At 72.3% G+C, this 21,130-nt stretch carries 25 protein-coding genes; 21 read left to right on the forward strand and 4 right to left on the reverse strand.

Going from position 1 to position 21,130, the window contains the following annotated elements; translation table 11 throughout:
• The first annotated feature begins 303 nt into the window (after positions 1-303).
• The 6 genes from EDD30_RS26520 (at position 304) to EDD30_RS26545 (ending at position 5,092) form a co-directional block, all read left to right on the forward strand.
• The gene (locus EDD30_RS26520; protein WP_071805721.1) at positions 304-1,038 is read left to right on the forward strand and encodes a lysophospholipid acyltransferase family protein; all 735 of its coding nucleotides are present in this window, start codon (positions 304-306) and stop codon (positions 1,036-1,038) included.
• On the forward strand, positions 1,035-2,030 hold the full coding sequence (locus EDD30_RS26525; protein ID WP_071805720.1) for an NAD(P)H-dependent glycerol-3-phosphate dehydrogenase: 996 nt from the start codon (positions 1,035-1,037) through the stop codon (positions 2,028-2,030). Before EDD30_RS26520 ends, EDD30_RS26525 begins: the two co-directional genes overlap by 4 nt.
• A complete protein-coding gene (locus tag EDD30_RS26530) occupies positions 2,027-3,124 on the forward strand; it encodes a cystathionine gamma-lyase (RefSeq protein WP_071805719.1) in 1,098 nt (365 codons plus the stop codon). Before EDD30_RS26525 ends, EDD30_RS26530 begins: the two co-directional genes overlap by 4 nt.
• A 15-nt stretch (positions 3,125-3,139) precedes the next feature.
• A complete protein-coding gene (locus EDD30_RS26535) occupies positions 3,140-3,499 on the forward strand; it encodes a hypothetical protein (RefSeq protein WP_071805718.1) in 360 nt (119 codons plus the stop codon).
• Positions 3,500-3,523: 24 nt separating this feature from the next.
• Positions 3,524-3,841 carry a hypothetical protein gene (locus EDD30_RS26540; protein ID WP_071805717.1) on the forward strand — a complete coding sequence of 106 codons (318 nt, stop codon included), beginning with the start codon at positions 3,524-3,526 and terminating at the stop codon, positions 3,839-3,841.
• 147 nt (positions 3,842-3,988) lie between these two features.
• The gene (locus tag EDD30_RS26545) at positions 3,989-5,092 is read left to right on the forward strand and encodes a D-alanine--D-alanine ligase family protein (protein WP_071805716.1); all 1,104 of its coding nucleotides are present in this window, start codon (positions 3,989-3,991) and stop codon (positions 5,090-5,092) included.
• Between the two features lie 22 nt (positions 5,093-5,114).
• Here EDD30_RS26545 and EDD30_RS26550 read toward each other — a convergent pair whose 3' ends face one another.
• Together EDD30_RS26550 and EDD30_RS26555 are read right to left on the reverse strand one after the other, a co-directional pair.
• The gene (locus EDD30_RS26550; RefSeq protein WP_071805715.1) at positions 5,115-5,762 is read right to left on the reverse strand and encodes a DUF3515 family protein; all 648 of its coding nucleotides are present in this window, start codon (positions 5,760-5,762) and stop codon (positions 5,115-5,117) included.
• A 1-nt stretch (position 5,763) separates the two neighbouring features.
• A complete protein-coding gene (locus EDD30_RS26555; RefSeq protein ID WP_071805731.1) occupies positions 5,764-5,997 on the reverse strand; it encodes an Lrp/AsnC ligand binding domain-containing protein in 234 nt (77 codons plus the stop codon).
• A 152-nt stretch (positions 5,998-6,149) separates the two neighbouring features.
• Here EDD30_RS26555 and EDD30_RS26560 point away from each other — a divergent pair, with 152 nt between their 5' ends.
• Both EDD30_RS26560 and EDD30_RS26565 read left to right on the forward strand, forming a co-directional pair.
• Positions 6,150-7,088, forward strand: a complete 939-nt coding sequence (locus EDD30_RS26560; protein ID WP_071805730.1) for a thiamine-phosphate kinase — start codon at positions 6,150-6,152, stop codon at positions 7,086-7,088.
• A gap of 22 nt (positions 7,089-7,110) precedes the next feature.
• On the forward strand, positions 7,111-7,572 hold the full coding sequence (locus tag EDD30_RS26565) for a GNAT family N-acetyltransferase (protein WP_071805714.1): 462 nt from the start codon (positions 7,111-7,113) through the stop codon (positions 7,570-7,572).
• Between the two features lie 108 nt (positions 7,573-7,680).
• On the opposite strand, the gene rpmB is transcribed toward EDD30_RS26565, so the two are convergent.
• Positions 7,681-7,872 (reverse strand): 50S ribosomal protein L28, encoded by a 192-nt coding sequence (gene rpmB, locus EDD30_RS26570; protein WP_071805713.1) that lies wholly within the window; start codon positions 7,870-7,872, stop codon positions 7,681-7,683.
• A 186-nt stretch (positions 7,873-8,058) separates the two neighbouring features.
• Between rpmB and EDD30_RS26575 the strand changes: the two genes are divergently transcribed.
• From EDD30_RS26575 to EDD30_RS26600, 6 genes are read left to right on the forward strand one after another with little or no spacing between them, the layout of a single operon-like run.
• Positions 8,059-9,816 carry a DAK2 domain-containing protein gene (locus EDD30_RS26575; RefSeq protein ID WP_071805712.1) on the forward strand — a complete coding sequence of 586 codons (1,758 nt, stop codon included), beginning with the start codon at positions 8,059-8,061 and terminating at the stop codon, positions 9,814-9,816.
• Positions 9,813-12,017, forward strand: a complete 2,205-nt coding sequence (gene recG, locus EDD30_RS26580) for an ATP-dependent DNA helicase RecG (RefSeq protein ID WP_071805711.1) — start codon at positions 9,813-9,815, stop codon at positions 12,015-12,017. The genes EDD30_RS26575 and recG overlap by 4 nt, the downstream gene beginning before the upstream one ends.
• Positions 12,014-12,361 carry a DUF952 domain-containing protein gene (locus tag EDD30_RS26585; protein ID WP_071805710.1) on the forward strand — a complete coding sequence of 116 codons (348 nt, stop codon included), beginning with the start codon at positions 12,014-12,016 and terminating at the stop codon, positions 12,359-12,361. Before recG ends, EDD30_RS26585 begins: the two co-directional genes overlap by 4 nt.
• Before the next feature lie 53 nt (positions 12,362-12,414).
• Positions 12,415-12,933 (forward strand): cysteine hydrolase family protein, encoded by a 519-nt coding sequence (locus EDD30_RS26590; protein WP_071805709.1) that lies wholly within the window; start codon positions 12,415-12,417, stop codon positions 12,931-12,933.
• Positions 12,927-13,364, forward strand: a complete 438-nt coding sequence (locus EDD30_RS26595) for a MerR family transcriptional regulator (RefSeq protein WP_071805708.1) — start codon at positions 12,927-12,929, stop codon at positions 13,362-13,364. Before EDD30_RS26590 ends, EDD30_RS26595 begins: the two co-directional genes overlap by 7 nt.
• Positions 13,361-14,395: an aldo/keto reductase gene (locus EDD30_RS26600; protein WP_071805707.1), complete on the forward strand. Its 1,035-nt coding sequence runs from the start codon at positions 13,361-13,363 to the stop codon at positions 14,393-14,395. Before EDD30_RS26595 ends, EDD30_RS26600 begins: the two co-directional genes overlap by 4 nt.
• Positions 14,396-14,498: 103 nt before the next feature.
• On the opposite strand, the gene EDD30_RS26605 is transcribed toward EDD30_RS26600, so the two are convergent.
• Positions 14,499-15,983, reverse strand: a complete 1,485-nt coding sequence (locus tag EDD30_RS26605; protein ID WP_071805706.1) for a hypothetical protein — start codon at positions 15,981-15,983, stop codon at positions 14,499-14,501.
• A 600-nt stretch (positions 15,984-16,583) separates the two neighbouring features.
• On the opposite strand from EDD30_RS26605, the gene rsmD reads away from it, so the two are divergent.
• The 7 genes from rsmD (at position 16,584) to rnc (ending at position 21,128) form a co-directional block, all read left to right on the forward strand.
• Positions 16,584-17,159, forward strand: coding sequence for a 16S rRNA (guanine(966)-N(2))-methyltransferase RsmD (gene rsmD, locus EDD30_RS26610; protein WP_071805705.1), 576 nt, complete (start codon positions 16,584-16,586; stop codon positions 17,157-17,159).
• Positions 17,156-17,635 (forward strand): pantetheine-phosphate adenylyltransferase, encoded by a 480-nt coding sequence (gene coaD, locus EDD30_RS26615; RefSeq protein ID WP_071805704.1) that lies wholly within the window; start codon positions 17,156-17,158, stop codon positions 17,633-17,635. The genes rsmD and coaD overlap by 4 nt, the downstream gene beginning before the upstream one ends.
• A 91-nt stretch (positions 17,636-17,726) precedes the next feature.
• A complete protein-coding gene (locus tag EDD30_RS26620; RefSeq protein WP_071805703.1) occupies positions 17,727-18,224 on the forward strand; it encodes an ATP synthase subunit B family protein in 498 nt (165 codons plus the stop codon).
• Positions 18,225-18,303: 79 nt separating this feature from the next.
• Entirely contained in the window at positions 18,304-18,951 is a 648-nt protein-coding gene (locus EDD30_RS26625) for a YceD family protein (protein ID WP_084556409.1), read from the forward strand.
• 5 nt (positions 18,952-18,956) lie between these two features.
• Positions 18,957-19,130, forward strand: coding sequence for a 50S ribosomal protein L32 (gene rpmF / locus EDD30_RS26630; protein ID WP_014694262.1), 174 nt, complete (start codon positions 18,957-18,959; stop codon positions 19,128-19,130).
• Between the two features lie 103 nt (positions 19,131-19,233).
• The gene (locus EDD30_RS26635) at positions 19,234-20,226 is read left to right on the forward strand and encodes a phosphate acyltransferase PlsX (protein WP_071805727.1); all 993 of its coding nucleotides are present in this window, start codon (positions 19,234-19,236) and stop codon (positions 20,224-20,226) included.
• Entirely contained in the window at positions 20,223-21,128 is a 906-nt protein-coding gene (rnc, locus tag EDD30_RS26640; RefSeq protein ID WP_071805702.1) for a ribonuclease III, read from the forward strand. Before EDD30_RS26635 ends, rnc begins: the two co-directional genes overlap by 4 nt.
• The last annotated feature ends 2 nt before the right edge of the window (positions 21,129-21,130 follow it).

Consider the following 21,130-nt stretch of genomic DNA (forward strand, 5'->3'; position numbering starts at 1 on the left):
CGCCTCGGGCGGCCCCGGCCCGACCGGCCGCCCCCGGCCGCCCCGGCCCGCGCTCCGGCCGCGCCCCGGCCCGCGCTCCGGCGGCGCCTCAGTCCGCGCTCCGGCCGCGCCCCGGCCCGCGCTCCGGCGGCGCCTCAGTCCGCGCTCCGGCGGCGCGTCAGTCCGCGCTCCGGCGGCGCGTCAGTCCGCGCTCCGGCGCGTCCGCGGCCGGCTCCGGGCCGGGGGTCGGGCCGCCCCGCGCTGGCTCCGGCGACGGCGAGCAGGCATGATTTCGTCCCAGGGTGTGGGGACGGAGGAGATACCGTGGCGCAGCGCAAGCTGGGGTTCTGGCGGCGGCTGGCGGTGGCGCTGGTGCTGCCGACCATGTGGTACTGGACGAAGCGACGCTGGTACGGCATGGAGAACCTGCCCGCCGGCGGCTTCATCATCACGCCGAACCACATGTCGCAGTTCGATCCGCTGCTCGTGGCCCACTACATCTACGCGGCCAAGCGGTGGCCCCGCTTCCTCGGCAAGGCCAGCATCTGGAAAATCCCTTTCGTGGGCTTCATGCTGCGCAAGGTCGAGCAGATCCCGGTCGAACGCGGCAGTGTGGAGGCGGTGAAGTCGCTCGACACGCTCGTCGACGTCCTCCGGCAGGACGGCGTCGTGGTGATCTATCCGGAGGGCACGACGACCCGCGACCCGGAGCTGTGGCCGATGCGCGGCAAGACCGGCGCGGCCCGGCTGGCGCTGCTCACCGGTGCTCCGGTCGTTCCCATGGCTACCTGGGGGTCGCAGCAGGTGCATGACGTACGGACCAAGAAGATCTCGCTGAGGCCGCGCCGCGCGGTCAGCGTCGTCGCCGGCAAGCCGGTCGACCTGAGCCGCTGGCAGGGTGAGGCGCCGACCCGGGCGGTGCTGGAGCAGATGACCGAGGCGATCCAGTTGGCCGGCCGCGACCTGCTCGCCGAGCTGCGCCAGGAGCCGCCACCGGACGGCCTCTTCGAGGCGCCCGCCCACCGCCGCACCGGCCCGGCCTCGGAGCAGTCAGCATGAGCCGGGCAGCGGTGCTGGGCGCCGGGGCCTGGGGCACGGCGGTCGCCAAGATCCTGGCCGACGCCGGATCCGACGTCACGATCTGGGCGCGCCGGGAGACGGTCGCCGCCGCCATCCGCGAGTACGGCGTCAACGAGAGTGCCCTGCCCGGCGTCAAGCTGCCCGAGCGGATCACCGCCACCAGCGACCTCGCCGCCGCGGTCGAGGGAGCCGGGATCGTATTCCTGGCGGTGCCGTCGCAGACGCTGCGCGGCAACCTCGCCGACTGGGCCGGGCACCTGCCCTCCGGCGCGACGCTGGTGTCGCTGATGAAGGGCATCGAGCTCGGCACGACCAAGCGGATGAGCGAGGTCATCGTCGAGACCGCGGGCGTGGAGCCGGGCCGGGTCGTCGTGGTCTCCGGTCCCAATCTGGCCCCCGAGATCGCCGCCGAGCAGCCCGCCGCCACCGTGGTCGCCGGCACCGACCCGGCCCGCACCCAGCTCGTGCAGCAGGCCCTCGCGCTGCCGTACATCCGGCCGTACACCAGCGACGACGTCATCGGCTGCGAGATGGGCGGCGCGGTCAAGAACGTCATCGCGCTCGCGTACGGCATGGCGACGGCGATGGGCATGGGCGACAACACGAAGGCCTCGCTGATCACCCGGGGTCTGGCCGAGACGGCCCGGCTCGGCGTCGCGCTGGGCGCGGACCCGATGACCTTCGCCGGGCTGGCCGGGCTGGGCGACCTGGTGGCGACCTGTTCGTCGCCGCTGTCGCGCAACCGGACGTTCGGCGAGCATCTGGGCCGTGGCGAGTCGCTGGAGGCGGCGCAGGCGTCGACCAAGCAGACCGCCGAGGGCGTGAAGAGCTGCCTGGCGATCCGCGACCTGGCCCGGGCGCACGGCGTCGAGATGCCGATCACCGAGCAGGTGGAGCGGGTCTGCCACGAGGGCGTCGACCCGCGGGTGGCGGTGAAGCTGCTGATGGGCCGCGAGATGAAGCCGGAATGACCGGCGACGGCACGCGGGTCGTACACGCCGGTCTACCCACGCCCGTGCCGGGCCGGCCGTTCCTGCCCGGCCCGGTGTTCGCGGCGCCGTACCACCTGGATCCCGTCGAGGGAGCCGGGGAGGACGGGTACGGCCGCCCGGACAACCCGACCCGGCGTGCGCTGGAGGCGGCGATCGGGGAGCTGGAGGGCGGCGCGGTCCGGGCGTTCGCCAGCGGCCAGGCCGCCATCACCGCACTGCTGCTGTCGGTGCTGCGTCCCGGCGACACGGTGATGCTGCCCGCGGACGGCTACTTCACCGTGCGCGCGTTCGCCGAGGGCACCCTGCGTGAGCTGGGCGTCGGCACGGTGCTGGCGCCGACTTCCGGGCCGTACCCCTCCTTCGAGGGTGTGCGCCTGGTGCTGCTGGAGACCCCCGCCAACCCCGGGTTGGACGTCTGTGACGTGCGCGCGGTCGCGGCGGACGCGCACGCGGCGGGCGCCCTTGTCGCGGTGGACAACACCACCGCGACGCCGCTCGGGCAGCGCCCGCTCGACCTCGGCGCCGACCTGGTGGTGGCCTCCGGCACCAAGGCGCTGACCGGCCACTCCGACCTGCTGCTCGGATATTTGGCGACCCGCGACGACGAGCTGCTGCACCGGGCGACCACGTGGCGGGCGCAGACCGGCGGCATCCCCGGCGCCTTCGACTGCTGGCTGGCCCACCGCTCGCTGGCCACGCTGGACCTGCGGCTGGCCCGGCAGAGCGCCAACGCCGCCGCGGTGGCGGGCCTGCTCGCCGGGCGCGACGACGTGACGGGGTTGCGCTGGCCGGGGCTGGAGACCGACCCGTCGTACGCACGCGCGCGGGCGCAGATGCGACGCATCCCCGGCATCGTCTCGTTCGACCTGGGCGACGCGGAGCGGGTGGCCCGGTTCCTCACCGCCTCGGCGCTGGTGTTCGCGGCGACGTCGTTCGGCGGGCTTCACACCACGGCCGACCGGCGGGCGCAGTGGGGCGACGACACCGCGCCGGGCTTCGTCCGGCTTTCCTGCGGCATCGAGGACGCGGCCGACCTGCTGGCCGATCTCACCGCGGCCCTGGACGAGGCCTGATCTACGGTTCTCGCCATGGAGTGGAGCAGTTTCAGCGGCGCCGAGGTGACCGCGCTCGCGCAGGGCGAGAGCTTCTTCGCCGACCCTGGGGAACGGGAGTGTCCCGCCTGCGGTCGTCGCAGTGTGCGCGCGTACGTGAATGTTCCGGAGAGCGCCCGGCGGCCCACCCTGGTGAGTTACGTCTGGTGTTCCGCCTGCCACCGGTTCGTCGGCACCCGGGCCAGACACCCCGAGGGCCTGGTCTTCTCCGACCCGCTGGCCACGCTCGCCGCCGAGGAGCGGCGTGAGCTGGAGCGCAGTCTCGTCGGTTTCCTCGCGCATCTCGACCGGCTGTGGGACGAGGGCGTCCTGCCGCAGACGTTCGCGGCCGCCTGACCTTCCCGCGACAACCGACTTCCCTTGCTGTTCGTCGCCCTGACTCTGGTGGTGGGCCTGGTGGCCGCCGCCCTCGTGGCCGGCGCCGCCACGGACCCGGGCTTCAGCCCCTGGATGACGGTGGCCGGTTCGGCGGTCAAGTACTGGGTCGGCGCCTTCGGTATCCTGCTGGTCGTGTCCCACCTGCGCCACTTCGTGGCGGCGGGCCTCACCCGCCGCGCCGTCCTGGCGGGCGGCTCGGCCGTGGGTGCGCTCCTGTCGCTGACGGTGACCCTGCTCGGTGCCCTGCTCTGCCACTGGCTGGTGCGCGACGTGGCGATCCGCCGCCAGGCCGCGAGCTGACACCCTCGGTGCCGATGTCATCGACTCTGCGTGGGACGTCTGTCGAGGTGTACCTGCCGTATCCGGAAAGTGCTCTACGCAGAGTAGGGTCTTCCCGGCATGCCCGCGGCAGGCAGCCCCCAGGTCCGGCAACGAGGAGCCCTTTCCATGACGACCCCTCGCAGAACCCGCGTGGCGATCGTGTTCGGCGGTCGCAGCACCGAGCACGCCATCTCGTGCGTGAGCGCCGGCGGCATCCTGGCCGCGCTCGACCCCGACGTGTACGAGGTAGTGCCGGTCGGGATCACCCGCGAGGGCGCCTGGGTGCTCGCCGGAAGCGACCCGGCGCAGCTCGCCATCGAGGGCGGCCGGCTCCCGGAGATCACCGTCGAGTCGGGCCGGGCCGTGGTGCTGCCCCCCGACCCCACCTCCTCCGGGCTCATGGTCGTCGACCCGGCCGACGGGGTCGCAGTCCTCTCCGGCGTGGACGTCGTGTTCCCGGTCCTGCACGGCGCGTACGGCGAGGACGGCACGATCCAGGGCATGCTCGAGATGGCCGGGATCCCGTACGTCGGCGCGAACGTCTTCGCCTCCGCGGCCGGCATGGACAAGGAGTTCACCAAGAAGCTCGCCGCCGCCGAGGGCATCCCGGTCGGGCCGTACGCGGTCCTGCGGGCCGGTCAGTCGCTGTCCGAGGCGGACAAGGAGCGGCTCGGGCTGCCGGTCTTCGTCAAGCCGTCGCGCGCCGGATCCTCCTACGGGATCAGCAAGGTCACCGACTGGTCCCAGCTCGACGAGGCGATCGCCGGCGCCCGCCGGATCGACCCCAAGGTGCTGGTCGAGGGCGCCATCGTGGGACGCGAGATCGAGTGCGGCGTGCTCGAGGGCGAGGCGGCCGGGGGAGCCGAGGCCTCCCTGCTCGCGGAGATCATGGTCACCACGTCGGACGACGAGTTCTACGACTTCGAGGCGAAGTACCTGGGCGACGGCACGCCGTACCAGATCCCCGCCGACCTCGAGCCCGAGGTGGCCCGGAAGGTCCAGGAGTACGCCTGCCGCACCTTCACGGCGCTCGACTGCGCCGGGCTGGCCCGCGTCGACTTCTTCGTCACCGCCGACAACGAGATCTTCCTCAACGAGATCAACACCATGCCGGGCTTCACGCCGACGTCGATGTTCCCGCTGATGTGGGCCGCGACCGGCCTCGACTATCCGAAGGTCGTCGACCGTCTGATCCGCACCGCCCTGCGCCGCGGCACCGGCCTGCACTGAGGCCGGCAGGGGCCCGCCCGGCTCAGACGCAGCCGGAGGGCACGCCCTGGGTGATCGACTTGTCGGTCTCCACCACCGTGTCGGAGAACTCGTTCGCCCACTGCGCGGCCTGCGCGTAGTGCTTCGGCACGGTCACCTGGACCGGCACCTCGCGGTCCATGGTGGTGAACGTGGTGGCGGCGGGCTGCTGGTCGGCGTACCAGCAGACCCGGTTCATGTTCATCAGCTCGGTGTCCATCGGCACGCAGCCCGAGCCGGTCTCCGTCAGCGATTTGCACATCCGGGGCTGCGGGACGCCGCAGGCCACGGTGATCGGCGGCTCGCCGTAGGCGGCGTTCTGCTCCGGGCCGGCACTGACCTTGCGGGGAGCCAGATCGCGCACCCGCGTCGGAAGCTGCGAGGTGACCGCCAGGCAGACCTGCTTGGTCCGGCCGGCGAGCTTCGGCGCGGCCAACTGCACCGGTGTGCCCGGCACGACCACGGGCTGGGTCGCGCTCGCCGTCGGCGCCGCCTTGCCGCTCGTGTCGCCCGGTGCCATCTGGGAGAAGATCAGGAGCCCGGCGAGGATCGCCACCGGCACGGCGACGACGGTCGCCCACAACGCGGCGCTGCGCGTCACCGGATCCCTGGTGGGTGGCTGAGACTCGGTGCGGGGCTCCACGTCGACCATGTCAGAGATTTACCACGGAGCACGTCACGGTCCGGGTGATGCCCGGGACGTACTGGATTTTGCTCACAATCATCCGACCGAGTTCATCGACGCTGTGCCCTTCCGCGAGGACGACCACGTCGTAGGGCCCGGTGACCGCGTCGACGCGTACCACTCCCTGAATTTTGTCGATAGCGGCGGCCACGTCACGGGCCTTTCCGACCTCCGTCTGGATGAGGATGTATGCCTGGACCACGATCCGACTCCTATCCGCCGCCGCCGGCGACCCGAACGTGAAACTACAGTACGGAGCGCGGTCCTGGCGGCACGCATCGCTCTGGCGGGCTTCAACATAACGGCGCGGGATGAATTCGCGCACCGCGACGGGGAAACGAGGGAACGGTGGACGTGAGCATCGCGGAGGCGGGAGAGTTCGGGCTGATCGCCCGGATCGTCGCGCGGCTCGGGGACGGCCGGGCCGACGTGCTCGGTCCGGGCGACGACGCCGCGGTGGTGGCCGCGCCCGACGGCCGTGCGGTGGCGTCGACGGACGTCCTCGTGGAGGGCCGGCACTTCCGGCGGGACTGGTCCAGCGCGGCCGACGTCGGTCACCGCGCGGCCGCCGCCAACCTGGCCGACATCGCGGCCATGGGCGCCACGCCGACGGGATTGCTGGTGGCGCTCTGCGTGCCGACGGACCTGGACGTCGCCTGGGCCGAGGAGCTGGCCGAGGGGCTCGCCGCGGAATCCGCCCTGGTCGGGGCGACCGTGGTGGGCGGCGACATGTCGTCGAGCCCGACGCTGACCATCGCGGTGACCGCGCTGGGCGACCTCGGCGGCCGGGCGCCGGTCCTGCGCAGCGGGGCCCAGCCGGGCGACGTCGTCGCGCTCGCCGGGCGTACGGGCTACGCGGCGGCAGGCTACACGGTCCTGTCGCGCGGCTTCCGGACGCCGAAGCTGCTGGTGGAGGCGTACCGGCGCCCGGCGGTGCCGTACGTGCAGGGGCCGGCCGCGGCGCAGCTCGGCGCGACCTCGATGATCGACGTCTCGGACGGGCTGCTGCAGGACCTCGGCCACGTGGCGACCGCCAGCGTGGTCGGCATCGACATCCGGCGGGACGCGTTCGAGGTCCCGGACCAGATGCGCGACGCGGCCTCGGCGCTGGGCGTGGACCCGTACGTCTGGCTCCTGGCCGGCGGCGACGACCACGCCCTCGCCGCGACGTTCCCGGCCGGGGTGACGTTGCCGCCGCAGTGGCGGGTGGTCGGTAGCGTGCACGAGGGCACCGGGGTGACCGTCGACCGCAAGCCCTGGCAGGGCGGGACGGGCTGGGATCACTTCCGCTGAGCGGTCCGGCTAGCGTTGCCGCGTGGAACAGATCGAGATCCGCGAGGTCCGCTTCGACGAGCCCGCGGTGCAGGAACTCATCGGCCAGGCGATGGCCGAGCTCAGCAGCAGGTACGGCGGCAGCGGTGACGACACCCCGGTCGCGGCGGCGGACTTCGCCCCGCCGGGCGGGGCGTTCTTCGTGGCGCAGGAGGCATCCGGGCGCCTGATCGGCTGCGGCGGCTGGCGGGAGCACGGCGACGACGCCGAGCTCAAGCGCATGTTCACGATCGCGGCGGCCCGCGGGCGCGGTGTGGCGCGCCGGGTGCTGGCGGCGATCGAGGAGTCGGCGCGGGAGCGGGGCCGCAAGCGGGTGATCCTGGAAACCGGCGACAAGCAGCCCGAGGCCGTCGCGCTGTACGAGAAGTACGGCTACGAGCGGATCGAGGACTTCGGTTACTACAAGGGCGAGCCCGGGGTGCTGTCCTACGCCCGCGTGCTTTGATCCTTTTGTTCCGGCTCGGATACACACGTAGCCGCCGGGTCACGAGGACCCGGCGGCTACGGGAAGTGCTGAGGTCAGGGTCGGGCGGTCAGGCCCGGCGCCCGCACGTCAGGCGCGGACGACCTTGCCGGCCTTGATGCACGAGGTGCAGGCCTTGACCTTCTTGGTGTTGCCGCCACCGGCCGGGGTGCGCACCGACTGGATGTTCGGGTTCCAGCGGCGGTTGGTCCGCCGGTGCGAGTGGGACACGTTGTGGCCGAAGCCCGGTCCCTTGCCACAGACGTCGCACACGCTAGCCACGGGGTACTCCTGGGATTGATACGCCGGGCGGGCAAGGCCGAGACCCGGCTGCGAACTGAGGGTGCCCCGGGCAGACTGCGCTCGGGCAACCTGGCCAGGTTACCCGATGGCCCGGGCGGACAGCCAATCGCCCTCTCGCCCCGGGCGCAGCCGCCATTTGTCGGAGGTGGTTAGTACGCTTTTCTAGTGCTGGAGACCCTGGACGCCGCGGCAGTGCATCGCTGGTGTGGCGCGGGACTCGCCGCGCTGCGGGCCCACCAGCATGAGATCGACGAGCTGAACGTCTATCCGGTGCCGGACGGCGACACCGGCACCAACCTGGTCCTGACCCTGACCTCGGCCCAGGAGGCGCTGGAGGAGCCCCCGGACGCCCCGGAGACCGGGGACACCGCCGAGCCCGGCCCCGACGGCACTCTGCTGGGGCCGGTGATGCGCCGGATGGCTCGCGGTGCGCTGCTGGGCGCCCGTGGCAACTCCGGCGTCATCGTCTCCCAGATCCTGCGGGGCATGGCCGACACCTTCGCCACGGCGGTATCCGTCCGGGGAGCGGAGCTGGCCACGGCGCTGCGGACGGCGAGCGAGGCCGCCTATGCCGCGGTCGCCCGTCCCGTCGAGGGCACTGTGCTGTCCGTGGCGGCCGCCGCGGCGGAGGGCGCGGGAGGGATCAAGTCCGACGACCTGCTCGCGGTGGCCCGGGCCGCGGCCCGGGCGGCGGCCGAGGCGCTGGCCCGCACGCCGCAGCAGCTCCCCGTGCTGGCGCACGCCGGGGTGGTGGATGCGGGCGGCCGAGGGCTGGTGCTGCTGCTCGACGCGCTGGTCGAGGCGCTCAGCACCACGGCCGCCGACGGGAAGCCGGCGAGCCCCGCGACGGCGACGACCGTCCCGGTTCCGGGTGAGCTCCCGGATGGTGGCTTCGGTTATGAGGTGCAGTTCCTGCTCGATGCCGAGCCGGCGGCGGTCGAGGTCATGAAGCGGACCCTCGACGGCCTGGGAGATTCGCTGGTGGTGGTCGGCACCGGCGAGGGGCGGCCGCCCACCTGGAACGTGCACGTCCACGTGGACGACATCGGTGCCGCCATCGAGGCCGGGATCGTCGCCGGGCGGCCGCACCGGATCTCGGTGAACCGGCTCGAGGACCGTATCCACGATCACGCCCACCCCCACGCGACGCACCCGGACCCCGGCACCCAGGCCGAGCCCGGAGCCGGGGCAGGGGACGAGAACCTCCTGGAGGAGCACGCGGAGACCGGCGGTTGGGAGACCGGGGACCGCGGCGCCGTCGTGGTGGCCGCCGGGGAGGGGCTCACCTCGCTCTTCGTCGACGAAGGAACGGTCGTGGTCGGGCGCAACCCGTCGACCGCGGAGATGCTCGCGGCGGTCGCGCAGACCGGTGCGCGGAGGGTCGTACTGCTGCCGAACGACGCCAACACCCACGCCGTCGCCGTCTCCGCCGCCCAGGAGGCCGCCGCCGCGGGCACCCGGGTCGTGGTGGTGCCGACCCGCTCTCCCGTGCAGGCCCTCGCCGCGCTCGCGGTGCGGGATTCGCAGCGGCGCTTCGACGACGACGTCATCGCGATGGCCGAGGCGGCCGGCGCCTGCCGCTACGGCGAGGTGACGACGGCGGCCCGGGAGGCGCTGACCGTCGCCGGCCGCTGCCACCCCGGCGACCTCCTCGGCCTGATCGACGGCGAGGTCAACGTGATCAGCGGCGGCCCCGAGGACGGGACGGCGAGCGACGCGGCCCTCGCCGACGTCAGCCGGCGGCTCCTCGACCGGATGCTCGGCGGCGGTGGCGAACTGGTCACCCTCGTGCTCGGCGCCGACGCCCCCGCCGCGCTCGAGGAGACGCTGCGGGCGCACCTCGCGCAGGCGTGGCCCTTCGTCGAGGTGCAGTGTTATACGGGCGGCCAGCCCCGATACCACCTCCTGGCAGGAGTGGAATGAGCGACACGACCACGGCGACGACGACCGCCACCCCGTTGCGCAAGGTGCTCGGGGAACGGACCGCCAAGGCGCTGGCGACGCATCTCGACCTGCACACCGCGGGCGACCTGATCTACCACTTCCCGCGCCGGTACGACGAGCGGGGCGAGCACACCGACCTGCGGCAGCTTCAGGTGGGTGAGCAGGTCACCCTGCTCGCGCAGGTCAAGAGCGCCACCGTACGCCCGATGCGTCAGCGCCGCGGCACCATGCTGGAGATCAGCATCGGGGACGGCTCCGGCGCGACGCTCACCTGCACCTTCTTCAACCAGGCCTGGCGGGAGCGGGAGCTGCGCACCGGGCGGTGGGGCCTGTTCGCCGGCAAGGTCACCGACTTCCGTGGCAAGCGGCAGCTCAACGGGCCCGCATACCAGTTGCTGCGGGCCGACGCCACGCAGGACGAGGCCGCCGAGGAGATCGAGGAGTTCGCCGGCGCGCTCATCCCGGTGTATCCGGCCGCGGCCGCCGTGCCGACGTGGACGATCGCCAAGTGCGTGCGGACCGTGCTGGACACCTTCGAGCCGCCCGACGACCCGCTGCCCGGGGCGGTCCGGGCAAACCGCAACCTCGTCGGCATCGGCACCGCCCTGCGGGAGATCCATCGGCCGAGCTCCAAGGAGGAGCTGTTCAAGGCGAAGTACAGGTTGAAGTGGGACGAGGCCTTCGCCGTACAGCTCACGCTCGTGCAGCGCAAGGCCCGCGCGGCCGCCGCTCCCGGACGGTCGCGACCACGACGCGACGACGGGATCCTGGCCGCGTTCGACGCGGCTCTTCCCTACGAGCTGACCGAGGGGCAGGCGCGGGTCGGCGAGGAGATCTCCGCGGACCTGGCGCGCGCCCATCCGATGCACCGGCTGCTGCAGGGCGAGGTAGGTTCCGGCAAGACGCTGGTCGCCGTCCGCGCGATGCTCCAGGTCGTGGACGCCGGAGGGCAGGCCGCGCTGCTCGCTCCGACGGAGGTGCTCGCCACCCAGCACCACCGCAGCATCAGCGCCCAGCTCGGCGCGCTGGGCCGGGCCGGTGAGATCGACGGCGATCCGGCGGGCACGCAGCTCACGCTGGTCACCGGTTCGCTCGGCGCGGCCGCGCGCCGGGCCGCGCTCGCCCGGGTGGCCGACGGCAGCGCGGGCATCGTCGTGGGCACGCACGCCCTTCTGTACGAGGGTGTCGACTTCCGCGATCTCGGCCTGGTGGTGGTGGACGAACAGCACCGCTTCGGCGTCGAGCAGCGGGATGCCCTGCGGGCCAAGGCCGCCCAGCCGCCGCACGTGCTGGTCATGACCGCCACGCCGATCCCGCGGACGGTCGCGATGACCGTGTACGGCGACCTGGAGACCTCGACGCTGTCCCAACTGCCGCGCGGCCGCTCGCCGATCGCCTCGCACGTCGTGCCACCCGAGCGGCCGGCGTTCCTGGACCGGGCCTGGCAGCGGGTCAAGGAGGAGGTCCGGGCCGGGCATCAGGCGTACGTGGTGTGCCCGCGGATCGGGGACGCGGCCGGTGCCGAGGACGACGGCGAGCCCCCGTCCGACACGGAGTCCGCCCGCCGCCCGCCGCTGGCCGTGCTCGACGTGGCGCCGATCCTGGAGGAGGGTCCGCTGCACGGCCTGCGGATCGGAGTCCTGCACGGGCGGCTGCCCGCCGAGGAGAAGGACGCGGTGATGCGCCGGTTCGCCGCCGGCGAGCTGGACGTGTTGGTGGCCACGACGGTGATCGAGGTCGGCGTGGACGTGCCGAACTCGACCGTCATGATCATCATGGACGCGGACCGGTTCGGCGTCTCCCAGCTCCACCAGCTCCGCGGCCGGGTGGGGCGGGGCTCGGCGCCCGGCATCTGCCTGCTGGTCACGGAGGCGGTGGAGGGCACGCCGGCCCGCGAACGCCTGGACGCGGTGGCGTCCACGACGGACGGCTTCAAGCTTGCCGAGCTCGACCTGGAGCAGCGCCGCGAGGGCGACGTGCTGGGCGCGTCGCAGTCCGGCCGGCACAGTCACCTGCGGCTGCTGTCCCTGCTGCGAGACAGCAAGCTCATCACCGACGCGCGGGCCGAGGCCGCCGAGCTGGTCGGCGACGATCCCACCCTCGAGCGGCATCCGGCGCTGGCCGCCTCCGTGGCCGCCCTGGTCGACGAGGAACGAGCCGAGTATCTGGAGAAGGGATGATCCTGCATTTCTGCCCCCGCGCCGAGTGGGATGCGGCGACCGCGACGGGCACCTACCGTGCCGACTCCCTGGCGACGCAGGGCTTCATCCACTGCTCCACGCCGGAGCAGGTCCACATCCCGGCGACCCTGCTCGCCCGGGGACGCACGGATCTGGTGCTGCTCGTGCTGGACGAGGCGCTGCTGCCGGCGCCCGTGAGGTGGGAGGACGGTGATCCCCCGGATCCGGGCGGCATGCAATTCCCGCACCTGTACGCCCCGATCCCGGTGAACGCGGTCTCGGCGGTACACGAGTGGCACCCGGAGCCCGACGGCTCGTTCCGGCCCCCGGATCTCCTCTCGTAGCAGCGATCTTCCGGCTTGCGTTGGAGCGCACTCCACCCCGTAGCGTCGACGCCATGGGGAAGCAAGCCGGAAACACCACCCTGCTGGAGATCGACTGGCAGTCCTGGATCGCCGGGACGGCACACGACGCCTCGGCCGCCGGACGAGCGCGACGGGTCCGGTCCGCGGCCCGCGCGCGGGGCTGGCCGGTGATCTGCAGCCGATACCTCTCCGCCGATCCGACGGACACCTCGCGCGCCGACCCGGAGAGCACGGATGCGTCCTTCGTCGCCGGGTTCGAGCCGGAGCAGGACGACCCGGTCGTGACCAAGCATGGCCGGGACGTCTTCGACGTTCCCGAGCTGCCGGTCCTGCTCGACCGGCTGCACACCCGCCGCCTCCTGCTCACCGGCCTCATGACCGACCATGGGGTCGCGCTGGCGGCCCGGAGCGCCGCCGCACGCGACTGGGCGGTCACCGTGGTCGCCGACGCCTGCGCGGCGACCAGCGACCGGGCCCACGACCGGACGCTGTCCGAGCTCCGCGCCGCCGGGATCGGGATCATCGGCGCGGACGAGCTGGCGACATGGTGAGCCCCGCGATCTCGATCGCCGAGGTGGCCGAGCGGACCGGCCTCTCCAAGGACACGCTGCGCTGGTACGAGGCGGAGGGCCTCATACCGAGCGTGCATCGCGACGCCAGCGGTCACCGGGCGTACGACGATGCCGCGGTCCGGGTCATCGAGCTGGTCGTCCGGCTGCGTCGCACCGGCATGCCGGTCAGGGACACCAAGGACTTCATCGCGATGACCCGGCAGGGTGCGGCCACCCACGGGCGGCGACTGGCCCTCCTCCGAGAACATCGCGAGCGCGTGCGCGCGCATCTCGCACAACTGGAGGGCGACCTCCACGCCATCGAGGACAAGATCGACCACTACGTCGGACTCATCTCCGAGGGCCGCGACTGCGACGCCTCGAAAGTGACCGATCCGGCGATCCTTGCCCAGCAGAGGAGCTTGGGATGACCGTTACCGTACCCACCGTCGCCCTCGGAGACGGGCTGCACGTCAGCCGGATCGGCTTCGGCGGCATGGCGCTCAGCCACGCCTATGGGGACACCGATCCGGATGAGGCCCTGCGGACCCTCCACCACGCGGTGGACCAGGGAGTGGCGTTCATCGACACCGCGGACGTCTACGGCAGGCCGCGCGACGGCAGCACCGGGCCGGCCGGGACCAACGAGGAGCTGATCGCGAGGCTCCTGGCGGACCGGCGCGACGAGGTGAGCCTCGCGACGAAGTTCGGCATCACCGGTGCGGTCGGCACCCCCGGCATCAAGGCGACCCGCGGAGACCGCGACTACGTGCGCAGCGCCTGCGAGGCATCCCTGCGGCGGCTGGGCACCGACGTCATCGACCTGTACTACCTGCATCGCCGCCAGCTCGACATCCCGATCGAGGAGACCGTCGGGGCGATGGCCGAGCTCGTCGCGGAGGGCAAGGTCCGCCACCTCGGCCTGTCGGAGGTGACCGCCGACGAGCTGCGGGCCGCTGCGCGGGTGCATCCCATCGCCGCCGTGCAGAGCGAGTGGAGCCTGTGGTCACGCGACGTCGAGGCCCGGGTCGTACCGGCGGCGCGCGAGGTCGGGGCGGGATTCGTGCCGTACAGCCCGCTGGGGCGGGGCTTCCTGACCGGCGCCATGACGCCGGAGAAGGTCTCGGCCGGCATCCTGCGCGGAGAACCCCGGTTCGTCGAGCACTTCGCGGCCAACCAGCGGATCGTCGATCTTGTGCGGGAGGTCGGTCGGGAAACCGGAGCGACCGCGGCGCAGGTGGCGCTCGCCTGGCTCTGGGCCCGGGGCGAAGCGCTCGGACTGCCGGTCGTGCCGATCCCCGGTACCCGGGTGGCGGCGCGGGTGACCGAGAACGCCGGCGCGCTGCGGGTGCGCCTCAGCCCGGCGCAGAAGGCCCGGCTGGACAGCGCGGCCGACCTCGTCCAGGGAGGCCGCAACCTGAGCTTCGCGCCGAAGGACTGGATCTCCGCCGGTCGGGAATGAGAAGCGGGCGCGCCGGCAGGTGCCGGCGCGCCCATCTTCGTCGGGTCGTGCTTGACCGAGTCTCCGTCGGGTCGTGCCTGACGCGTCTCCGTCGGGTCGTGCCTTACGCGGTGAAGGTGATCTTCCGACGGCGGGAGATCAGGAACAGCGCGCCGCCCGCGAGCAGCAGCAGGGCCGCGCCGCCCGCGATGCCGCCGGCCACCGGGCCGGTGACGGGCAGGGTGGGCTCGTCGGCCTTGCCGCCGCCACCGCCGCCGTTCTCGCACTCGAGCCCCTCGAGCGTGGCCTTGATCGGCTCGACGCCCAGCTCGGGGAGGTCGATCGTCGCGTAGGTGGCCCTGCCCAGCTTGAAGGCGACCTGCTCCGACTTGCCGGCCGCCACGGTCATCGTCTCGGTCTTGTCGCCGTACGTGATCTTCGCGATCGCCGGGGTGACGCCCTTGGGGTTCTCGACGGTGATCGCCACGGTCTCGCAGTCGTTCTCGACGATGACCGTGGGCCACTCGCAGTCCTCGGACCGCTCCCAGTCGTAGGTGACGTCGTCCATGCCCTCGGCGCTGACGGTGACGGTGCCGGCGCCCGCCGGGACGGTCACGGTCTCGCCCTTGCCGGCGTCGATGGTGACGGTCTTGCGGAAGTCGCCCGCCGTGACCGTGAAGTCGACGGCGTACCGGCTGATCTCGCCGTTGTTGCTGAGGTTCAGCGCGATCGTGCCGTCACACTGCGACAGCGGCTCGACGGCCGGGGTCTGGCAGCCCTGCTGGCCGCCGTTGTACCAGCCATGCGGCCCCTTCGAGCGGGCGCCGAGGCCGCTCTTGCTGCCGAGCTTCTTGTCGCCGTAGCGCGGACCGTTCTCGGTGATCTCCGAGATGATGTCCTTGTCGCTGCCGAAGAAGAGGTCCACCTGGGTGTTGCAGTCCGGCACGCTGACCTCCAGCGTCACCGAGCGCTGCTCGTTGGTGATCGTGCCGGTGTCGCGGTCGAACTCGTACTGCGGCACCGAGAACTGCGGCCTGGGCGTGAAGTAGGAGACGAGCGTGACCGGCTCGCCCTCGCACAGCTTGACGCCCTCGTCCAGGGACACCGTGGCGGTGGAGCTCTTGCCGTTCACGCCGAAGGTGTGGTGGAACGTGGCCTTGCCCGCCTCCACGCACGGGGTCTCGACCGGCGCGCACGGCTCGCTGAGGTCGACGCGTGCCGAGTTGTGCTCGTCCACATAGCCGTCGGCCGACCAGATCGACGTGAAGGAGATGGTGGCTTCCCGGGCGTCGCCGGTCACCTGCTGGGTGAGCGTCAGCTCCCCGTCGCGCCCGTGCGCCGACTTGGGGATGACCAGGTTGCCCGCGGCGGCCTTCTCGACGGCGGTGGGCGTGGTGGTGAGGTCCGCGACGGTGGCGTCGGTCGGATAGTCGTTGGTGAGCGTCCAGGTCACGATCCGCGTGCCGGTGGCCGTGTCGCAGACGGCCTTGCCGCTGACGGTCGAGGCGTGTGCGCTGGCGGGCGCGGTGACGACCGCGGCTCCACCGAAACCGATGAGTGCGCCGGCGAGGACGGTCGCGGCGCGGCGTAGCGGGGAGTTGAACTTCACGCGTACTCCTGAGGGCGGTCGAACAAGGGGGGGCCACGACACAGGGGAGACGGCGGCTCGCGCCGGGCGACGGCGGGCCGGAGACGACGCCTCCCCACGTCGTCGAGCCGACAGCGTTTCGTCGGCGCGGCTGACCTTAGCGACGGAGAGGAATCTGGGAAGTGGCTCAGGATCGGCTAAGGCTCTTGATGCGGATCCGAGACGATCGCTCCACGGAAAGCCCGCGAGTCGATGCGGTGGGTGTCGATCGGCCCTTGTCGCCGTCACCCGGACGAGTGGCGCAGGCGCCGAACGTGACCGTCGCCACACCCCGGAAAACCGCGCATATGCCCAGGTCAGGCGCCGATCCGTCACTCGGGCCGGAGCGTCGCCCGGTCGCGCGGTGTCCGAAAGATCCACAGTGGTGCCGCCCGCCGAAACCGCCGGCGGGCACTCTTGCGGATCAATCCGAAGAATGGCGCAGAAACCGCATATTGCTTCGATATATATTCGAGATCCTCGCTATACGGAAGGCGACGAAGTCGATGCGCTGAGTGCTATTTGGGAGGCAAAAGTTCACTCCGCAGTGGTGGGTGCGGAGGGGTGGCGTAGCGTCGCCGCATGACCAGGATCATCGCCGGCGCCCATGGCGGTCGCCGGCTGGCCGCGCCGCCCGGCGCGCTCACCAGGCCCACCTCCGACCGGGTGCGGGAGGCCTATTTCAGTGCCCTGGGCACGATGACCGACCTGGAGGGCGCCCGCTTCGCCGACCTGTACGCGGGCTCCGGCGCGATCGGCCTGGAGGCGCTGTCCCGCGGGGCGGCGCACGCGCTGCTGGTCGAGGCGGACGGCAAGGCGGCCCGGGCCATCCGCGACAACATCGTGGCGCTGCGGGTGGGCAGCGCCGCCCGGCTGGTCACCGGCAGGGTCGCCCAGGTGATCGCCGCCCCTCCGGAGGGTGGGCCGTACGACGTCGTGTTCGCCGACCCGCCGTACGCGGTCACCGACGACGAGGTCGCCGAGGTGCAGCGGCTGCTGGTGGAGAACGGCTGGCTCGCCGTGGACGCCGTGGTGACCTTCGAGCGGTCCTCGCGGACGGCCGTGCGCGGCGAGCCCCTGGAGTGGGTGGACGGCATCACCGCGGACCGCAGTCGTCGTTACGGCGAGACCACACTTTGGTACGGTCGCCGATCATGAGACGAGCGGTCTGTCCCGGATCCTTCGATCCCGTCACCAACGGCCACCTCGACATCGTCGGGCGGGCCAGTCGGCTCTTCGACGAGGTGATCGTCGGCGTGCTGATCAATCACTCGAAGACCGGCCTGTTCAGCGTCGAGGAGCGCATCGGGATGCTCCGCGAGGCGACCGCTGGCTACGGCAACGTCCGCGTCGAGTCGTTTCACGGTCTCCTGGTCGACTTCTGCCGGGCGCAGGACGCCGCCGTGGTGATCAAGGGCCTGCGGGCGGTCAGCGACTTCGACTACGAATTGCAGATGGCGCAGATGAACATCGGCCTCTCCGGCGTGGAGACACTGTTCATGCCGACCAACCCGCTCTACTCCTTCCTCTCCTCCAGTCTGGTCAAGGACGTGGTCAAGTGGGGTGGGGACGCGTCGCCGTACGTCCCGGACTTCGTCGGGGAGCGGCTCGTGACGAGGCTGCGGCAAAACTGACGGCGTGGCCTTCGCGGCTTCGTCGCCGGGTTCGGCAGTAACGTGATCGCACCACTCAGCGTGAGTGCTGTCTGACAGGAGTGAGGCGCCGGTGGATCCGCTCGACCGCATCGACGAGATCATCTCCATGGTGGAGCAGGCACGGTCCGTCCCGATGTCCCGGACCAACTTCATGTTCGACCGTGCCGAGATGGTGGCGCTCCTCGACGAGCTGCGCTCGGAGCTCCCCGGGGACCTGCGCCGGGCCGTCGCCCTCCTGGAGGAGCGCGACAAGATCATCGATGCCGGCAAGCGCGAGGCGGACCGGATCATCAGCGAGGGCGAGACGGAACATGCCCGGCTCGTGTCGGTGAACGAGATCACGGTATCGGCCGAGCACGAGGGTGCCCGGATCATCGCCGAGGCCCGCGCCGAGGCGCAGCGCCTGCGGGAGGAGGTCGACGACTACGTCGACACCGCCCTGGCCAACTTCGAGCAGTTCCTCACCCGGGCCCTGGCGTCGATAGAGCGTGGCCGCGACAAGATGCACGCGCTGCGCGAGATCGGCACCTTCCAGGGCGAAGACAGCGAGCGGCCGCTGCCGTTCTGAGCCTTCGGGGGCGATTCGACGCTGCCGACCCTGCTCAGGTAACCTTTCCTGTCGGCCTACCCAAGGCTGAGGATTCACGATGCCCAAGTCACCGCAGAAACACCTCGATCCCAGGCAGCCGCTGGTCGTCGACACGACGAAGCTCCCGCGCCGGCCCGGGGCGACGCGTGCCCTGAAGCGGGTCGTCCCGGCACCGGCGGACCTCGGTCTTGAGCTGATCTCGGTGCCCGAGGGCTCCGACCTCGAGCTCGATGTGAGCTTGACGTCGGTCTCCGAGGGCGTGTACGTCAGCGGCAACGTGCGCGGCTCACTCTCCGGTGAGTGCGGGCGCTGCCTCAACGAGATCTCCGAGTCGTTCGACGTCTCGATCGCGGAGCTGTTCGCCTACGAGGACAGCACCACGGAGGAGACGACGGACGAGGACGAGGTGGGTCGGATGCAGGGCGACCTGATCGACCTGGAACCGGCGGTCCGCGACGCGGTGGTGCTCACACTGCCGACGAACCCGGTCTGCCGGCCGGACTGCCCAGGGTTGTGCCCCGAGTGCGGGGTGCATCTCGACGACCTCCCGGCCGATCACAGCCACGAGGAAGTCGATCCACGCTGGGCCGCTCTGCAAAACCTGACTGAGCTGCCGAGGGCGGCTTCGCCGCAACACCCGCAAAACCTGACTGAGCTGCCGAGGGCGGCTTCGCCGCAACACCCGCAAAAGTTGAACGAGGAGTAGGTACCGTGGCCGTCCCGAAGCGCAAGATGTCGCGCAGCAACACCCGGTCCCGCCGGGCGAACTGGAAGGCGACCGCGGTATCGACCGTGGCCTGCCCCCAGTGCAAGTCGCCGAAGCTGCCGCACACCGCCTGCTCGGTCTGCGGCACCTACAACGGTCGTCAGGTCCTCGAGGTCTGAGCCTCGAGGAGTGACGCGCCCGATCATCGGGCGGGTCGAGCCTGAGCAGCGGCGAACGTCCGGTGCCCCGGGCCCGACGCAGGCCGGCCGCGAGGCCGGCGCTGTGCGGGAGCCGGGCACCGCGCGGATCGCCGTCGACCTCCTCGGCGGGGACCAAGCTCCCGCCGTCGTGGTTGACGGCGCTCTGCGCGCCTGCCAGGCCGACCCGGCCCTCCAGCTTTTGCTCGTCGGCCCGGTGGAAGCGGCCGACGCGGTTCTTGCCGCCCTGGGTCCGGCGGATCGTGGCCGGGTGTGCGCCGTCGCGGCGCCGACCGGCCCGCACGCCCAGGACCGGGACGTGAGCAGCGTCGAGTCCGGGGTGCGCTCGGCCGTGCTGGCCGTCGCCCAGGGCCTCGCCGACGCCGTCGTCTCGGCCGGCAACACCGGCGCCACCGTCACCTCCGCGGCGCTGGGCCTCGGCCGCTGGCCCGGGGTACGCCGCCCCGCCCTCACCGCCGTGCTGCCCACCGCCGCCGGCCGGATCGTCCTGCTCGACGTGGGTTCGTCCGTCGACCCCGACGAGACCACCCTCGCCATGCACGCGCGCCTCGGCGCCGCGTACGCCTCGGTCGTGCACGGCGTCGCGGCCCCCCGCGTCGGCCTTCTCACCATCGGCACCGAACGCGGCAAGGGTGACCGCCTGCGCCGCGCCGTCCCCGCCGTCCTCGCCGCCCTCGACCTGCCCGCCGGGGGCAGCTATGCCGGCCTCGTGGAGGGCAACGACGTGGTCACCGGCGCGCCCGCGGACGTCGTGGTGGCCGACGGCTTCACCGGCAACGTCCTGCTCAAGGGCCTCGAAACGGCGTACGCGCTGCTGGGCGCCCCGAACCCGGGCGAGGTACCGCCGCGGGCGGCCGTCCTGCTCGGCGTCGGCGGCACGGTGGTCGTCTGCCACGGCGCCGCGTCGGGAGCGGACATCGCCGCGGGCATCGGCTTCGCCGCCGCCCTGCACCGCCGGGCCGCCGTCCCGGCCATCGCCGACTTGATCATCGGTCCCGAGGCTCCGGCGACGGACCGCAAGACCCCGGATCCGCAGAGCGCAAGAGGTGGTTCATGAGCAGTATCGACAAGAGGCGGCTGCGGCCCTCCACCGAGCCGCTCGAGGAGGCCTTCGGCGTTCCCCTCGAGCCGGAGCTGCTCGAACGGGCGCTCACCCACCGCTCGTACGCGTACGAGAACGGCGGCCTGCCCACCAACGAGCGCCTGGAGTTCCTGGGCGACTCGGTCCTCGGCGTGGTCATCACCTCGGCGCTGTTCCACAACCACCCGGACCTGCCCGAGGGGCAGCTCGCCAAGCTGCGGGCCAGCGTCGTCAACATGCACGCGCTCGCCGACGTGGCCCGCACGCTGGGCCCGAAGGGCCTCGGACCGCACCTGCTGCTGGGCAAGGGCGAGGAGACCACCGGCGGCCGGGACAAGGCGAGCATCCTCGCCGACACCCTGGAGGCGCTGCTCGGGGCGATCTATCTCGAGCACGGGCTCGACACCGCCAGCGAGGTCATCCACCGGCTGTTCGATCCGCTGATGGCCGAGTCGGCCGGCCGCGGCGCCGCCCTGGACTGGAAGACCAGCCTGCAGGAGCTGACCGCGGCCCTGGGCCTCGGCGTGCCGGACTACGTCATCGACGACGCCGGCCCGGACCACGCCAAGACCTTCACCGCCTGGGTGGTCGTCGCCGGGGAGCGCTACGGCGGCTCCGACGGGCGCAGTAAGAAGCAGGCGGAGCAGCGCGCCGCCGCGGCGGCCTGGCGCACGCTCACCGAACGGGCCGAGGCGGAGACCCCGCCGCCGGCGGTCGCGGGCGGCGGGCACGCGGAGCTGTCGCGGGCCGACAGCAGGGACGCCGCGGCCGCGGCCGACGACCGAGACGCCGTGGCCGCGGCCGACGGCCGAGACGCCGTGGCCGACAGCAGCGGCAACCCCGCCGGGGCCGACGACAGAAGCGCCGCCGGCCGGTGAGC

The sequence above is a fragment of the Couchioplanes caeruleus genome (genome assembly GCF_003751945.1).
GTDB classification, from domain to species: domain Bacteria; phylum Actinomycetota; class Actinomycetes; order Mycobacteriales; family Micromonosporaceae; genus Actinoplanes; species Actinoplanes caeruleus.

Excerpts from the sequence above, each read along its gene's own strand:
- EDD30_RS26525 (WP_071805720.1), top strand. The coding sequence starts at position 1,035 with ATGAGCCGGGCAGCGGTGCTGGGCGCCGGGGCCTGGGGCACGGCGGTC.
- EDD30_RS26530 (WP_071805719.1), top strand. The coding sequence starts at position 2,027 with ATGACCGGCGACGGCACGCGGGTCGTACACGCCGGTCTACCCACGCCC.
- EDD30_RS26535 (WP_071805718.1), top strand. The coding sequence starts at position 3,140 with ATGGAGTGGAGCAGTTTCAGCGGCGCCGAGGTGACCGCGCTCGCGCAG.
- EDD30_RS26545 (WP_071805716.1), top strand. The coding sequence starts at position 3,989 with ATGACGACCCCTCGCAGAACCCGCGTGGCGATCGTGTTCGGCGGTCGC.
- EDD30_RS26550 (WP_071805715.1), bottom strand. The coding sequence starts at position 5,762 with ATGGTCGACGTGGAGCCCCGCACCGAGTCTCAGCCACCCACCAGGGAT.
- recG (WP_071805711.1), top strand. The coding sequence starts at position 9,813 with ATGAGCGACACGACCACGGCGACGACGACCGCCACCCCGTTGCGCAAG.
- EDD30_RS26585 (WP_071805710.1), top strand. The coding sequence starts at position 12,014 with ATGATCCTGCATTTCTGCCCCCGCGCCGAGTGGGATGCGGCGACCGCG.
- EDD30_RS26590 (WP_071805709.1), top strand. The coding sequence starts at position 12,415 with ATGGGGAAGCAAGCCGGAAACACCACCCTGCTGGAGATCGACTGGCAG.
- EDD30_RS26595 (WP_071805708.1), top strand. The coding sequence starts at position 12,927 with ATGGTGAGCCCCGCGATCTCGATCGCCGAGGTGGCCGAGCGGACCGGC.
- EDD30_RS26600 (WP_071805707.1), top strand. The coding sequence starts at position 13,361 with ATGACCGTTACCGTACCCACCGTCGCCCTCGGAGACGGGCTGCACGTC.
- rsmD (WP_071805705.1), top strand. The coding sequence starts at position 16,584 with ATGACCAGGATCATCGCCGGCGCCCATGGCGGTCGCCGGCTGGCCGCG.
- coaD (WP_071805704.1), top strand. The coding sequence starts at position 17,156 with ATGAGACGAGCGGTCTGTCCCGGATCCTTCGATCCCGTCACCAACGGC.
- EDD30_RS26625 (WP_084556409.1), top strand. The coding sequence starts at position 18,304 with ATGCCCAAGTCACCGCAGAAACACCTCGATCCCAGGCAGCCGCTGGTC.
- rnc (WP_071805702.1), top strand. The coding sequence starts at position 20,223 with ATGAGCAGTATCGACAAGAGGCGGCTGCGGCCCTCCACCGAGCCGCTC.